12 protein-coding genes and 1 other RNA gene are annotated in these 15,071 nt (G+C 67.4%); 2 read left to right on the top strand and 11 right to left on the bottom strand.

What is annotated here, in order from left to right; translation table 11 throughout:
* Positions 1–32: 32 nt before the first annotated feature.
* From rtcA to PMI14_RS20890, 6 genes are all read right to left on the bottom strand, one after another.
* Positions 33–1,079 (bottom strand): RNA 3'-terminal phosphate cyclase, encoded by a 1,047-nt coding sequence (gene rtcA, locus PMI14_RS20865; RefSeq protein WP_007857344.1) that lies wholly within the window; start codon positions 1,077–1,079, stop codon positions 33–35.
* Positions 1,073–1,930 carry a nucleotidyltransferase domain-containing protein gene (locus PMI14_RS20870; RefSeq protein WP_007857345.1) on the bottom strand — a complete coding sequence of 286 codons (858 nt, stop codon included), beginning with the start codon at positions 1,928–1,930 and terminating at the stop codon, positions 1,073–1,075. Before PMI14_RS20870 ends, rtcA begins: the two co-directional genes overlap by 7 nt.
* Before the next feature lie 70 nt (positions 1,931–2,000).
* Positions 2,001–3,218, bottom strand: coding sequence for an RtcB family protein (locus tag PMI14_RS20875; protein ID WP_007857346.1), 1,218 nt, complete (start codon positions 3,216–3,218; stop codon positions 2,001–2,003).
* Positions 3,219–3,257: 39 nt separating this feature from the next.
* Positions 3,258–4,070, bottom strand: a complete 813-nt coding sequence (locus PMI14_RS20880; protein ID WP_007857347.1) for a hypothetical protein — start codon at positions 4,068–4,070, stop codon at positions 3,258–3,260.
* Positions 4,071–4,119: 49 nt separating this feature from the next.
* Entirely contained in the window at positions 4,120–4,857 is a 738-nt protein-coding gene (locus PMI14_RS20885) for a hypothetical protein (RefSeq protein ID WP_007857348.1), read from the bottom strand.
* 283 nt (positions 4,858–5,140) lie between these two features.
* On the bottom strand, positions 5,141–6,280 hold the full coding sequence (locus PMI14_RS20890; protein ID WP_007857350.1) for a slipin family protein: 1,140 nt from the start codon (positions 6,278–6,280) through the stop codon (positions 5,141–5,143).
* 720 nt (positions 6,281–7,000) lie between these two features.
* Here PMI14_RS20890 and rtcR point away from each other — a divergent pair.
* Both rtcR and rnpB read left to right on the top strand, forming a co-directional pair.
* Positions 7,001–8,632, top strand: a complete 1,632-nt coding sequence (gene rtcR, locus PMI14_RS20900) for an RNA repair transcriptional activator RtcR (protein WP_007857351.1) — start codon at positions 7,001–7,003, stop codon at positions 8,630–8,632.
* Between the two features lie 10 nt (positions 8,633–8,642).
* An RNA gene (gene rnpB / locus PMI14_RS33665) (RNase P RNA component class A) lies at positions 8,643–9,079 on the top strand.
* Positions 9,080–9,121: 42 nt separating this feature from the next.
* Here rnpB and PMI14_RS20905 read toward each other — a convergent pair.
* The 5 genes from PMI14_RS20905 to PMI14_RS20925 all read right to left on the bottom strand — a co-directional run bounded on the left by PMI14_RS20905 (position 9,122) and on the right by PMI14_RS20925 (position 14,995).
* On the bottom strand, positions 9,122–10,345 hold the full coding sequence (locus PMI14_RS20905) for a M48 family metallopeptidase (RefSeq protein ID WP_007857352.1): 1,224 nt from the start codon (positions 10,343–10,345) through the stop codon (positions 9,122–9,124).
* Complete coding sequence (locus PMI14_RS20910; RefSeq protein WP_007857353.1) at positions 10,345–11,616, bottom strand: YjgN family protein; 1,272 nt, start codon at positions 11,614–11,616, stop codon at positions 10,345–10,347. Before PMI14_RS20910 ends, PMI14_RS20905 begins: the two co-directional genes overlap by 1 nt.
* Positions 11,617–11,718: 102 nt before the next feature.
* Positions 11,719–12,507 carry an rRNA pseudouridine synthase gene (locus PMI14_RS20915; RefSeq protein ID WP_007857355.1) on the bottom strand — a complete coding sequence of 263 codons (789 nt, stop codon included), beginning with the start codon at positions 12,505–12,507 and terminating at the stop codon, positions 11,719–11,721.
* Positions 12,500–14,167 carry an MBL fold metallo-hydrolase gene (locus PMI14_RS20920; RefSeq protein ID WP_007857356.1) on the bottom strand — a complete coding sequence of 556 codons (1,668 nt, stop codon included), beginning with the start codon at positions 14,165–14,167 and terminating at the stop codon, positions 12,500–12,502. The genes PMI14_RS20915 and PMI14_RS20920 overlap by 8 nt, the downstream gene beginning before the upstream one ends.
* Positions 14,168–14,242: 75 nt before the next feature.
* Positions 14,243–14,995, bottom strand: a complete 753-nt coding sequence (locus PMI14_RS20925; RefSeq protein ID WP_007857357.1) for a hypothetical protein — start codon at positions 14,993–14,995, stop codon at positions 14,243–14,245.
* Positions 14,996–15,071: the final 76 nt, after the last annotated feature.

Genomic DNA, 15,071 nt, shown 5'->3' on the forward strand with positions numbered 1-15,071 from the left:
CAGTCCGGCCTTCTCCCGCACTGCCGTACCCACTACGCCGGGCTCACCCGGACCAGAACGCTGCCGCCTGCACCCGGCTCTGTCGCCACCCGCACCGGCAGGCAGGCATTGATCACCGCCGAATTCGTGCGCGTGTGGTCCGTGAGCTCGCTCGCCGTGTAGCGGGCCTCCTGGCCCGTGCGCCATACGGCCAGGGCCAGCGGCAGCATCCACTGGTCGGCCAGGTGGGGGCCGGTGGCTGCGGTGCTGCGCTCGTAGGCCTGTACCTCCTCGGCCAGCTTGCGCGCCACGGTCTCGGCCGACAGGCCGCGTTCGCCGAACTGGCAGAACACCTCGGTCACCTGCGCGTATTCCAGCGTGGCCATCAGCACATTGCCCGGTCCTTCGTGCTGGCGTACGCCGGGCGCGCGCAGCTGGCCGGCCTCCAGCGTCCAGCCCAGGCGCCGGCCCAGCTCCTCCAGCTCGCGTGTGGCCACGCTGCGCGCCAGGCCGGGTGCCAGGGCCTCGGCCCAGGCGGCCACGGGCGCCCCGCGTTCCACCAGATCGAACAGAGTGAGGGCCTGCGTTGCCGGCGTGATCTGCGCGTGCAGCAGCCCGCCACCGGCCGGGTAGAAGCCGCGCCGCTCCAGCGCCAGTTCCAGTCCCACGCCCAGCCGCGCAAGCAGCGGCGCATACGCGCGCTGCAGAAAGTCGAACGGCGGCGCCATCGGGTTGTGCGTGCCGCCCGCCAGCTGGATGCGGCTGGGCCCGTCGGCCAGCATCAGCGCGGGCAGCACGGTCTGCAGCACCAGCAGGCAGCTGCCTGCGCCGGCGATGCGGAAGGTGTAGTCCCCCGCGCGCACCGCACCGGGCGTGAACTGCAGCGACTGCGAGCCCAGCTCCGCCCCTTCGGCCTGCCCGCCGCTGACCTGCACCGCTGCCTGCACGCAGGCCAGGTGCTGGCGCATCAGCCCGGGCTTGGCACGCCCGGCGCGGATGCGCTCGATGTGCAGCGGCCGGCCCGTCACCATGGACAGCGCCAGGCCGGTGCGCAGGATCTGGCCGCCGCCTTCGCCCTGGGAGCCGTCGAGCTTCAGCATGGCGCCTCCTGCGATGGGGGTGCGTTGAAGCGCAGCACGGTGTCGTGCAGCAGGGTGTCGAGCGCGCCATGGCCCGGCACGGGCAGGGGCTGCACCGGCTCGGCGGCGTTGCGCGCCAGTTCGGCTTCGATGAAGGCGTGGATGCCGGGCCAGCGCGGGCTGGTCGCGGACTCTCCCGCGCGCACCTTCACCTCCAGCAAGGCGTTGATCTCGGCGATCAGCGCGGCGTCGGCCACCGGGTCCAGCGTGTGCTGGGCCAGTTCGGCAAAGCGCATGGGCGGCACGCCAGGGCGCGCACGTATCCAGCGCGCGGCCAGCAGCGGGCGCAGCACGTAGAGGTATTTCTTGTAGCGCACCTCGTCGGCCTGCAGGTGCTCGCGGAAGTTCTTCTTGGCCATGGAGGCGTAGTGGTGCCAGCCTTTGGCGTTGGAGAACACGGTCTCGGCCAGCGCACGAAAACGCTCCATGGTGCCGGCGTCCTCGCGGTAGACCACGGGCGAACGCAGCCATTCGAGCAGCGTGGGGTTGGACTCGCGCATCAGACCCAGCGCCTTGCGCAGGTCCCAGCCGTTGATGTCCAGGTCGCCACTGATCGGCACCTCGATCACGTCGCGCCCCGGGGCCACGGTGAGGTACCAGGGCAGCCGGTTCACGTAGATGAAGCGCACGTCGTAGTCGCTGTCGGGCGAGGCAAAGCCCCAGCCCCGGCTGCCCGACTCGCAGGCGAAGAGGATGGTGACCTGGTGCTGTGCTTCGATGGCGCAAAGGTTCTCCATGATCTGCACGCGCATGGCGGGATCGATGGGGTGGGCCGATTGGAGGAATTCTTCCAGTTGCTGTTCTTTGTGCATGTGCTGATGCCGGCGCTGGTCTGGCCAGCGCCGGCTCCGTTCAATGGTTGCCGTGGAGGTGCAAAGGGGCCTACCCCTTCACGCACACCACCTGCTTGAGCGTGTAGACCACCTCCACCAGGTCCTGCTGGGCGGCCATCACGGCGTCGATGTCCTTGTAGGCCATCGGGATCTCGTCGATCACGTCGGCGTCCTTGCGGCATTCCACGCCCTCGGTGGCAGCGATCTGGTCGGCGATGGTGTACATCTTCTTGGCCTTGGTGCGGCTCATCTTGCGGCCCGCACCGTGGCTGCAGCTCATGAAGCTCTCGGGGTTGCCCTTGCCGCGCACGATGAAGCTCTTGGCGCCCATGCTGCCCGGGATGATGCCCAGCTCGCCGGCCTTGGCGCTCACGGCACCCTTGCGGGTGACGAGCACGTCCTCGCCGAAGTGGGTCTCGCGGCTCACGTAGTTGTGGTGGCAGTTCACCGCCTCCACATGCGCCTCGAAGGGCTTGGTGATCACCTTGCGGGCGGCCGCGATCACGCGCTGCATCATCACCTCGCGGTTGGCGCGCGCGAACTTCTGCGCCCAGCCCACCGCACGCACGTAGTCGCCGAAGTACTTGGCGCCTTCCTCGAAGTAGGCCAGGTCCTGGTCGGGCAGGTTGCGCTGGTGCAGCTCGGCATCCTTCTTGGCCAGCTCGATGAAGTGCGTGCCGATGGCATTGCCCACGCCGCGCGAACCCGAGTGCAGCATGAACCACACGCTGCCGTGCTCGTCCAGGCAGACCTCGATGAAGTGGTTGCCGGTGCCCAGAGTTCCCAGGTGCTTGTGGTTGTTGGTGTTGCGAAAGCGCGGGTAGTCCTCGCAGATCGCGTCGAACTCGCCCTTGAGCGCGGACCAGGCCACATCGGTCTCGTCGGGCGGCGTTTCCCACGCACCCTTGTCGCGGCCCACGCGGCGCGGGTTGCTGCCGTGCGGCACGGCCTTCTCGATCGCCGAGCGCAGCGGGCCCAGGTTGTCGGGCAGGTCGTTGGCGTGCAGCGTGGTCTTGCAGGCCATCATGCCGCAGCCGATGTCCACGCCCACCGCGGCCGGGATGATGGCCTTGAAGGTCGGGATCACCGAGCCCACCGTGGCGCCGATGCCGTAGTGCACGTCGGGCATGGCTGCCACGTGCTTGAACACGATGGGCAGGCGTGCCGCGTTCTCCAGTTGCTTCTGGGCCTCGTCTTCGACGGGGACGCCCTGGGTCCACATCTTGATGGGGACGCCGTTTTCCACATTGCGTTGCAGGTAGTTCATTTCTCTTTCCTTGTTCTTGGTTCTGTTTCGGTGGTTCTGCTATTCGCTGGCCAGGTCGAACACCGCTTCGAGGATTTGCTTCTCGCCCATGCACCCGCCACAGGTGCAGTGCGCGGGCGGACCCATGGCGCTCGTGTCCATCGCCAGGATCTGCTGTGCGAATCGCTGGCGGTTGCCTTCATCGAGCAGCCAGGCCTTCATGGTTTCGCGAAACTCCGGCTGGTCTTCGGAAAAAGCGTTCTGGATCTCGTGTTGGCCCCAGAAATCCCAGTAGCTGGCATTCGCATAGTGCTGCACGGCGCTTTCCCGCTCGTCCGCCAGCCAGTGGGCCAGCAGCGGGGCGATGGACACGCCGCCCTTGTGGAACATCAGCAGGATATCGAACGCATTCGCGCCGTCGAACGGGCTGGCCTCGCGCCCGGTAGAGCCCAGGCCCTCGCGGAAGAAGGCCAGTGCGAAGGCGTCCACGGCGGCACGTTCCTTGGGCGACAGTGCATCTGCGGGGCATTTGCCCAGCCGGTCCAGGTACAGCTCGGTCGAATGGTGCAACTCCTTGCCCTGGGCCAGCAGCTCCAGCATGCGGGGCAGGAAGTACAGCAGCTCATCCGCAGGTTGCTCGCTGCTCTTGGCCGAGCCGTTGTACTCGTAGAAATGCCGGTTGGTGACCTGGCGCAGCGGCAGGCGGCGCATCTCGCGCTCCATGGCCTCGTCCATGCAGCAGGCGATGCACACATCCAGCATCTGCGTCGGCGCGCGGTGGTGCTGGAAGGCGGCATACGCGGCATCCACCGCCTCGCGCAGGGCGGGTGGCAGGGTCGTGGCTTCCTCTTCAGCGATTTGACGGGCTTCCATCGTCGTACTCTCCATGGCGTCTTGTGCGCCGTGCTGTCATCCATCGCATCTACTGCACCATTCCCAGGGCGGCAGCGCGTGCATAGTTCTTCAGTTCCTCGTCGTGCGCCGGCACGCTGCGGATGAATAGCTCCACCCGTTCCTGCAATTCCCTCGGGCGCTGCAGATAGCGGCCCTCGTGGCCGATGCCATGCAGGGCAGAGACCTGTACCTCGCGGCAGGGCACCTCCAGCATGTGGCAGAAAACAGCCCACATCGCATCGCGCCATTCAGGAACTTCTTTGACATTCCAGAACGTCGGCCACACGTCGAACCACATGTAGCAGGCAAAGTGCAGCCGGTCGCTGCCGCTGCCGATGGCCGCTTGCACGTGGGCCATGCGCGGTGCGAAGCATTCGCTCCACAGGCGCGGGAAGGCCTGCATCATGCGCATCGCATCCGCCAGCGGAACCGATGGGTCTAGCACCATGGCCGGTATGTCGCCGGCGTTGTTGCTCATCACATGCGTGAGGCCCATGCCCACCTGCTCGTCGCTGTAGGGCGCGAGATCGGTGCCCGCGTTGGCGAACAACACGGTCTGGATATGCGTCCACTGCAAGGGCGTGGCCTGAAAATCCGGCCCATCGTTGTCCCAGTACCACTCCTGCTCCTTCTTGCCCGGCACGGGCCGGTCGAAGAGGTAGCGGACGGCGTCGGCATACAGCGTGGCATCGAGTCCCAGGGACCCGGGTGTCACTGGCAACGGCGCCTGCCTTGCCAGTCGTTTTTCACGTGCAGTCTGTTTCATGGCGTTCCTCTTTTACTTCTTTCTCTGTTTGGTGGACGCGACGGGATTCGAACCCGCATCTTTGCAGCGACCAGGGTGCTTTACTCCGCTGGCCCAGTGAACGGTTGGAAACGCGCGCCAGTGGCAGACCCGTCATCGGAGCCAGCACCTGCATCCTCAACCTTGCCCGTTCACCGACTCTCCCGCTGCACTCGGTGTTACCCGACCTGCCGGCAATAACAACATTTTTGGCAGTGGCGCTCCCTTCTGTGCCAGCGCGCCCGTATTCCTCTTGGCTCTTTGCTCAGCGCAGCTTCACCAGGCCGTTGAGCACCTGGTCCAGGCCGCCGAACACCGAGATCTTGTCGATGCGCTCGGCCACGCGCTCCAGCGTTTCCAGCTCCTTCATGCGCAGGGCGACGGGGTTGTCCTCCATCACCTTGGCGGTGTTGAGGAGCGAGCGCGTGGCGGCCGTTTCCTCGCGGCGGCGGATCACGTTGGCCTGGGCCTGCTTCTCCGCCTGCACCACCTGGGTCAGGATGGCCTTCATGTCTCCAGGCAGCACGATGTCCTTCACGCCGGCGCTCTCCAGCGCAATGCCGTAGGGCGCGAGCTTGGCGGCCATGTGGGCACCCACCACCTCGTCGATCACCGTCTTGTTCTCCAGCAGCTCATCGAGCGTGCGGGTGCCCACGGCGGCGCGCAGCGCGAACTGCAGCTCGCGGTACAGGTGCTCCGCAGGCTTTTGCAACTGGCTCCAGGCGCGCAGCACGTCGGTGTAGCGAAAAGTGGCGCTCAGGTTGATGCGCAGGCCCACCTTGTCGCGGGTCATGATGTCCTGGCCCGAGACTTCCACCGACTGCAGGCGCAGGTCCACCTGCTCCACCGCCACCGTGCGGCCGTACTTCCAGAAGGCGTACGCACCTGCGGCGAGCAGGCGCTCCACCTTGCCGTCCACCGTCAGCAGCGCGCAGGACGACTCGGGCACCTGCACCTGCAGCAGGCCGGCCAGGCCGGTCACCGTGCGGTGGCGCAGCTGGGGCTGCGTCAGGCGCGCCACCAGTGCAGCAGGCAGTTCGGGGCCGGCGTTCAGGTCGATCACCTGCACGGATACCTCCACCTGCCCCTTCCAGTACAGGCGGCGGGTGCCGGGGGGCAGGATCTCGACCAGCACGCCGTTCTCGCAGCGCAGGCCCACTTCGTTCTCGGCCAGTTCTACGCGCACGAACTCGGCGGCCACCACCTCGGGCTCACGGGCCATCAGGTAGTCGGCCAGGGCGTGGGTGAAGGCGGGTTGCTCCAGTGCGAAGGTTTCCACGCGCAGCTGGTCCAGGCTGGTAAACAGCCAGTGCGTGCCGCTGTGCAGGACACGGTCGAAATCGCCATTGCGCAGCAGCAGGGCGCGTTCGTTCTTCTTGACGGTGGTGCGTTGGATCTTCAGCATGTGTCTACCCTCGTTCTTTCTTTTTTCAATGTCGTTGGTCGCCGCATCAAACTTCTTGCAAAGGGGCCGTTACAGCGGGGCAGTGGTCCCAGGGGGCGCGGCTCGGGCCCTGCAGTGCGCCGTGGCGGCGGCCTCGAGGGGCCTTCGCTTGGGCTGGCTGCGGGCGCGGGCCGTGCCGGGTGCTGGCACAAACCGCCACCGCTGACGGGGCAATGGCTTCCAGGCTGCGGCGCAACCCTTGGTCCTTCACCCCGCGTCCGGCGGGTGGTCTTTCGACCGTCTTCGATAGCCGGCCCGAAGGCCGGAAGAATGGGCAGGAGTCGAACCTGCGACAGTCCCTTTTCAGGGGTGCTCTACCGGACTGAGCTACCAGTGGTGCAGGCCGGGAGTCGAACCCGACAGCCCCTTTCGGGGCTGGCTTCCACAGCCCTGCCGTCACCCGGCGCTCGCAGCGTGCGGCATGCGGGGAATCCAAAAAGCCTGAAGCCCCGGACTCCCGGCACCGGCAGGGCGGGCCTGTGCCCCAACCCTGGCCTGTGAGCGTTCACTGTTTGCGCCGAGTGCTTTTCTATTCGCGAATTGCGTGCCAGGCAGCTGTCGAAGCGCAAAATTTTCTGCAAGCTGTTGATTGGAAATGGATTTTTCGTTTTCAAGAAGATCTGGATTTGCACCAGGATCTTGATTAACTAGAATGGGGGATAGCTTTATAGAAATTTAGAGATGCGCAAGAATAGGGTGGTCGTCGGTTTCATCGGTACCCAGCTCGATTCCGGCAAGGGCGCAGGCCGCTGGGAGAAGTGGCGGCCCACCGTGTCGCTGGTGCAGCACGAGGACATGGTGGTGCACCGCATGGAGCTGCTGTACACGCCGGCCCACCAGGAGTTGGCGCACCAGGTGCGCAACGACATCGCCATCGCCTCGCCCGAGACCACGGTGCAGTTGGTGCCCATGCAGATCGCTGACCCTTGGGACTTCGGCGAGGTCTACGCCAAACTGTTTGACTGGACCCAGGCCTACCGCTTCGACACCGAACGCGAGGAGTACTGGACCCACATCACCACCGGCACGCACGTGGCGCAGATCTGCCTGTTCCTGCTGGTGGAATCGCGGCGCATTCCGGGCGTGCTGGCGCAGACCTCGCCGCCCAAGCGCCAGCAGATGGGTGATCCGGGCAGCTATGCGCTGATCGACCTGGACCTGTCGCGCTACGACGTGATCGCCCAGCGCTTCGGTGCCGAGCAGCGCGATGCGGTCGACTTCCTCAAGAGCGGTATCGCCACGCGCAATGCGCGCTTCAACGCGCTGATCGACGAGGTGGAACGTGTGGCGGTGCGCTCGCGCGCACCCATCCTGTTCACAGGGCCCACGGGGGCGGGCAAGTCGCACCTGGCGCGGCGCATGTACGAGCTCAAGAAGGCCCGCCACCAGGTGGAGGGCGAATTCGTCGAAGTGAACTGCGCCACCCTGCATGGCGACGGGGCCGCCTCCACCCTGTTTGGGCACAAGAAAGGCGCCTTCACGGGCGCCGCGGCCGACCGCGCGGGCCTGCTGCGCACGGCGCACAAGGGTGTGCTGTTCCTTGACGAGATCGGCGAGTTGGGCCTGGACGAGCAGGCCATGCTGCTCAAGGCGGTGGAGGAAAAGCGCTTTTACCCCATGGGCAGCGACCGCGAGGTGGCCAGCGATTTCGAGTTGATCGCCGGCACCAACCGCGACCTGCGCACCGAGGTGGCGGCCGGGCGCTTCCGCGAAGATCTGTATGCGCGCATCAACCTCTGGAGCTACCAGCTGCCAGGCCTGGCCCAGCGCCCCGAGGACATCGAGCCCAACCTGGATCACCTGCTGGCCCGCACCGGCACGGAACTGGGCCGCACGGTGCGCCTCTCGGCCGAGGCGCGCACGGCCTACCTGCGCTATGCCCAGTCGCCCGATGCGCTGTGGAGCGGCAACTTCCGCGACCTATCGGCCAGCGCCACGCGCCTGGCCACCCTGGCCGACAGCGGCCGCATCGGCCTGCCCCTGGTGGAGGCCGAGATTGCGCGCCTGCAGTGGCTGTGGCAGCCGGCCAAGGATGCACGCGATGGCCTTTTGGGTGCCCGGGCTGCCGATGCCATCGATCTGCGCGTCCTGTTGGGCGAAGACGCCTTGGACGCGATGGACCTGTTCGACCAGTTGCAACTGGCCGCCGTGCTGCGCGTGTGCCGCCAGGCTCGCACCCTGTCCGAGGCGGGGCGCCAGCTGTTCCAGGCCTCGCGCGCGCAGCGCGCGGTGGTCAACGATGCCGACCGCCTGCGCAAATACCTGGCGCGCTTTGACCTTACATGGGAACGCGCCAGCTCCGGTGAACGATAATCCACCCTGTGAAGCGCGCCAGACCGCCGCTGGTGCAATCTGGGAAACCAGGCACTGGAGGAACGTCCGGACTGCACAGGACAGCGTAGCAGCTAACGGCTGCCCACCGTGAGGTGAGGATCAGAGCAACAGAGACGAGTTCGGACACGGGACCACCAGGGGTGTTCTGTGGGACGCCAGCGCAAGCTGGCTGCGGATGGCGCAAGCCAGACGGTTCCCGGCGCAAGCCGGGAAATCCCACAGCCACCTCGGGCGCGTTCCGCGCCCGAGGTGAAACGGGCAATCTCTACGCGCAGCAATACCAAGTAGGCCAACGTTGATGTGGTTCCGCAGAGTTGGCGGGTAGGTAGCATCGAGCCGGTGTGGCGACACCCGGCCCAGAGTAATGGCGGTCACGCCGCGGGCAACCGCGGTGCACAGAATCCGGCTTATCGGCGCGCTTCACACTTATCAATTCCATCGCCGGTCTCACCGGCGCATCCCGGCACCTCAGGCAGGCTTGGGGCAGTGCAGCGCGTGCCCTTGCTCCAGCTCCTTGGCGCGCTCCACGGTATCGGGGTGGCTGCTGAGCAGGGACCATACCGGGCCCAGCGCCTCCGAATCCTTCCTGGGTGCCGTTGTTTCGGCCGGGGCGCTGGCACCTTCCTTGGCTGCAGTGGCGGTTTTTTTCTTTTCTGCCTTCTCTTCGCCGTCCTCGTCCTTGGCAATCGCCAGCAGCAGCTTGCCCATGGGGGCCGTGGGCAGTTTGGCGTGGCCCATGAGGGCGATGGCAAAGCAGTCGGCTTCGCGCTCGTGGTTGCGGCTGTAGGCCAGGCCCGTGAGCACCGAAGCGCCGGTGGCGACGATGCCCGACACATCGCCCAGCGCCAGGCCCATGCCCATCTGCAGCACGCCCTGCTGCACGATCATGCGCGTGGTGTGGCGCTGCGCCACATGGCCAATCTCGTGGGCCAGTACGCCTATCAGGGCATCGTCATCGAGCCCCTGTTTCTCGGCCGCCTTGGCCAGGCCATCGGTCATCACCACCGTGCCGCCAGGCAGGGCAAAGGCATTGGCCCCCATGCCTGAGCGGAACGACAGGGTGTAGGTCGGCCGATAACCCGGGTAGCGCTGCAGGCCGGTGGGCACCTGCTGCACCAGGGTGTCGAAGCGTGCCTGCAGCTGGGCCTGGCGTTCCTTGGACAGTTTGCTGGGCTTGAGCGTGCCCTTGTCCATCTGCGTGAGCACATTGCTGGCCACGCTGGCTTCCCAGGAGACGGGCACGAAGCGCGTGAGCTCGGTGGCGGCCCAGGGGGTGCCGTAGCGGTAGAACAGGGTCAGGCCGACGATGGCGACTGCGGTCACCCCCAGCAGCACCGGCCAGCGCGTCTGCATGCGCCCCGCCAGGCTGGGGCGTCCACCCGCAGCTGCCAGGGCCGCATGCCATTGGGCCACGGCATCGATTTCCAGGCTGCCATGGTCGCGCAGGTCCACGACCACGCGCTGCTGCGGGCGGCGCTCGCTCCAGGCCTCGGGCCAACCCACCTCGCCCCAGGTGAACACCGTCGGGGTCGCGCCGGGTTGTGACAGCGGGTGCAGGGCCAGCGATGGGCCCTTGGGCGTGGGCTGCAGGCCCACGAGCACCGGCTTGGCCTGGCTGCTCAGGCCGTCGAACCAGCGCCCGGGCACCAGCTTGCCGCCGGGTTCTGCCACAGGGGATGTCGCTGCGGCCATCAGCCGATCAGGTCGAGCCCGGCGGCATCGGCCAGCGCGTCTCCGATGCCCCCCTGCTGCTGCTGGCGCACCATGGCGCCGGTCACCTGGTCCACGCCACCCTTGACGTGCAGCGTGACGGATTCGGCCTTCATGCGGTACTCGCTCACCCGGGCGAACGGACGGTACAGGCCCAGCGTGAGCAGGGTCAGGAACAGGTTCTTGACGCGCAGGAGCACAAAGCTGTGCGTACGCAAACCGCACTTGAAGCGCGCCACCTGGCTCAGGCCGATGTTGTCCCACATCAGCTGGAACATGCGCGCTTCGCGGTAGGCGCGTGCCGGCGCGGAAGTCAGCAGCAGCATGAAGATACCGCCGAAGATGCCCACGATGATGGCCACCATGATCAAGGCGAACGAGCGGGTTTTGGCATCGTCGATGAACAGGGCCATAGTCCCGCCGGCCAGCACGCCCAGCACCACCACAACACCCAGCACGAACAGCAGGAAAACGGCCACCGTGGCCAGCCAGACCTTGATGAAATCCATGTACACCGGCTTCCAGCGGCCGGCCTCGGCGCCCACCTGGGCGCGCAGCACCAGCAGGCTCTTGTAGTTGTATTCGAGGCGGATAACGCACATGATCGACAGCAGTAGGCCCATGGCCAGCAATCCCCAGATGCCGGCCGTCATGCTGGGCAGGCCGGGATCGCTGCTGTCTTCGGCTGCCAGCTCCTGCAGGGCGTTGGCCGACTCGGGGGCCAGGTACTGGATGCCGAAGAACACGCCGAACCACACCAGGGCAATGGCGAACACGGGCCAACTGGCTTTGTAGACTTCACCCCAGGAGGCCGTGAACTGCAGGCGCAGGCCACGCCAGCGCGTGGAACCCAGGCGAAAGCGCATGGCGCTGCCCCAGATGAAGGGCGAGAGAAGGGCGCCCACCAGCAGGAACACGCCGACCGCCGTGTCCTGCCCGGTGTTGACGGCGATCTGGTAGGCGATGGTGAGCATCACCAGGATGATGAAGCCCTTCACCATGCGGCTTTGCGGGGCCGTGAATTCGAGCGGGCTGCCGGCCACCAGGGTATGGCCATAGAAATACTGCGCAGTACGCCGCCGCGCCCAGGGGGTGTAGATGCCCAGGGTGAGGATGGTCAGCAGCACGTTGACGATCCAGACCCGGAAGTATTCGCCGCCGCTGCCGGTGAATTCGAGCGGATGCGCGTCGATCTCCTGTGCCGCGAAGCCCGAGACGGGCGCCGCTGCGGCCCCTGATTGCTGATGGTCCATGGACTCCCTCCTGTTATGGCGGGCAGTGTATCAGCGGCCTGTGGTGGATCGCCATCCCTCGAAATGGTGATTGCTCACCTTTTGATAGCTGACGAGTGCCGATCAGAATCGCTCCCAGGGCTGCAGGTAGCGCCACTGGCCCTCGGGCACCTTGGCCAGGGGCACGCGGCCGATGCGCAGGCGCTTGATGGCCACCACGCGCAGGCCCACGGCCTCACACATGGCCGGAATCTGCCCCGGGCGGATGCCCTTGAGCGCAAAGCGCAGCCGGGTCTCGTTCTGCCAGCTCACCTTGATGGGCGGCAGCGCGCGGCCGTTGAACGACAGGCCGTGGCACAGCCGCTGCAGCCCGTTGGGCGCGATCTCGCCGGCCACCTCCACGAGGCATTCCTGCTCCAGCGATTCGATGTCCTCGGCCAGCTTGCGTGCAATGCGCTTGTCCTGCGTGTAGACCACGAGGCCGCTGGCCTCGGTGGGCAGAGGGGTGAAGCATTCGAGCTGGCGGAAATGGCGCTGCAGCACGCGGATGCCCGAGGCGTCCTCGGGCAGGTGCGAGGCGAGGGACAGCAGAGTCACTGCGGGCGTCGCGCCCTGGCTGCGGCTCGCGTGGGCGGCGCCAGCCTGGCCCGGGGCACCCAGGCCCGCCTCGAAACCGGCGGGCTTGTGCAGCAGCAGGGTGACGGGGGTGAGCTCCAGCAGGCTCGCGTCCGGGTCCACAGCCACGCTCTGGTGCGGCGCCACGCGCGCGCCGGGCGCCTCGACCACGGCGCCCTCGACGCTCACGAAGCCGCCCTCGATGAATTGTTCGGCCGTGCTGCGCGAGCAGTTGAGCTGCTCGGCCACGCGCTTGGCCAGGCGCACATGGCCGGCTTCAGGATTTTTTTCAGTCATTACCGGGTTCCATGGCGCGGATGCGCTCTACGTGGGCGAGCAGCGAGCGCTGGGCGACGGGCCACATGCGCGGGGGCACATCGTCGTAGGCATGGCGCACCCAGTCGTCCATGCTGCCCTGGGGCAGGGCCTGCATGGCAGCCAGCACCTTGGCCTCGCGTGCCAGGCGGTGGGCCCTCAGGCGGGCGATCGCGCCGCGCGCTTCGCCCAGCACGTAGCCGTGCGCGGGCAGGATGAAGTGCACGCCATGCTGCTCGCAGGCGGCATCCAGCGCGTCCAGCGAATCGAGGTAGTCGGCCATGTTGCCGTCCGGCGGGTCGATCACCGTGGTGCTGCCGTTGAGGATGTGGTCGCCGCTGAACAGCAGGCCGTCTTCCTCGAGCAGCAGGCACAGGTGGTTGGCCGCATGGCCGGGGGTGTGGATCACCAGCAGGGTGTGGTGGGTGGTGGCATCGGCTGCCTCGTTGGACAGCACCAGGCGCTCGCCATGGGCCAGTTCGCGTTCGGGTGTGAAGGTGCTGGCCACGCGGGCCGTGGGGGCCGAGCGCAGGCCCAGGATGGGTGGGGCGCTCTGGCCGGCCCGCGCGCACAGGGCCTGCAGCGGAGCGGCTCCCGGGGAATGGTCGGGATGCGAATGCGTGCACACGATGGCGCGGATATCGCCACCGGCGGCGCGCCAGAGTTTTTCCAGGTGTTCCAGGTCGGCCGGGCCCGGGTCGATGGCGATGAAGCCCGTGGTCGGGTCGCCCACCAGGTAGCTGTTGGTGCCTGGGCCGGTCATCACCCCCGAGTTGGGCGCCGTGAGGCGCTGCACGTTCTTGAGCAAGGGCACGGGGTGGTCGGTCTGCCAGTCCAGCGGGTGCACGATCTGCCCGTCGGGGCAGACCAGCGCCAGCTCGCCGAAGGGCATCTCGTCTTCCATGTAGCGCGACTCCTTGCCGGCCAGCAGGCCGGCGCGCGGGCAGCTCACCCACAGGGGCTGTTCGCTGGCCAGGGCGTCCAGCACAGCCTGGGTGTTCTTGAACTTGGCCAGCCGCTGCAGCGTGCGGATGGTCGGGAAGATCATGAAGAACTGGCCTGCCTCGTGCCGCGCCAGCGCATCGGCGGGGCGCACCCACACCGGCTCGAACTGCTCGGCCTCGTCGGCCACCGGGGTCTGGCCTTCGGGCATGCGCGCCGCCAGGAAGGGCACCTCGAAGCGGCGCGGCAGGTCGCGGTCGGCCGTCCAGTAGGCCAGCAGGTACACGCTGTCGGCCGCCAGGCGCAGGCCACGGGCCTCGCACTGCGCGGCAAACGGCGCGCTGCGGTCCAGTGCGGCAATGTCGGCGGCATCGGCCATGCGGCCGTCGGGGTGGCGCGCGAGCAGCACGCCCAGTTCCTCGAAGCTCTCGCGGATGGCGGCGATGGCCTGGGTCAGGTGCAGGTCGGTCTGGGCCGGGCGGCGGTCCGCCACCGGGTGCGACTGGGCGTCGAGCGCATCGATACCGCCGCCCGGGAAGACGTAGGCGCCCGGGGCAAAGCTCGCGTTGGGCGAGCGCCGCGTCATCAGCACCTCCAGCGTCCCGTCGCCCTCGGCATCGCGCAGCAGCAGCACGGTGGCGGCCAGGCGGGTGGGTACGGGTTCGCGGTGGGGGTGGAGTTGCTGGCTGAGGCGGGGCATGGGGCCATTATCGGGTGTTGCCCGGCCACCTGCCGGCCGCCCGCTGCTGGAACATGCGGGGCTTTGCCCTGGGGATCAATACCTGCCGGAGAGCAGGGCGCCTGCGTTGGGCACCCGGGTTTCGAGGCCCAGGCGCTTGAGCATGGCCCAGGTGGTGCACGCGGCAGCGGACACCACGGGGATGCCCAGCCGGTCCTGCGCTACCTGCACCGAGGCCAGCGAGGGCATCTGCACGCAAGCGGAGATCACCACCACGTCCACGCCGCGGGTGTCCAGGCGCTGCACGATCTGCGCCGGGGCGGCGGGGTCCTGTGCGCCCACCTCCAGGTTGTCCGCGATCTCCAGCGACAGGCTGTCGTGCACGGCAATACCCTCGTGCTCGATGTAGTCCACCACCAGCTGGGTGAGCGGCTTCATGTAGGGGGTGAGCACCGAGACCCTCTTGGCACCCATGGCCTTCAGGCCCTCGACCAGCGCGCCCGCGCTCGATACCACGGGCGCGGGCTTGCCGTTGGCCACGGTGATCTCGTGCAGCCGCTTTTCGGACGTGCGGTGGTAGCCCAGGCCCATGCTCATGATGGCCACCAGGCAGGCATAGCCCATCACGTCCATCTTCCCATCGGACAGTTCCAGCGCGCAGCGGTCGGAGTCGCGGTCCATGGCGGCCAGCTCTTCCTTGGTGACCTTCTGCATGCGCATGCGACTGGCATGGAAGCTGAAGCGCTCGGGCAGGATCTGCTCCCGGGCGCGCAGCATGGCGGGGATCTCGGTCTCCATGGTGGTGTTGGAGCTGGGCACGATCTGCCCGATGCGGTAGGTGCGTTGCATGGTGGTCTTTCAGGAAAAATGGCAAAGCGCTGCCTGCCGGCGCTGGAGGCGCCGGGGACGGGATCACGCAGGGAGA

It is taken from the genome of Acidovorax sp. CF316, assembly GCF_000276605.1.
In the GTDB taxonomy this organism is placed as follows: Bacteria; Pseudomonadota; Gammaproteobacteria; order Burkholderiales; family Burkholderiaceae_C; genus Acidovorax.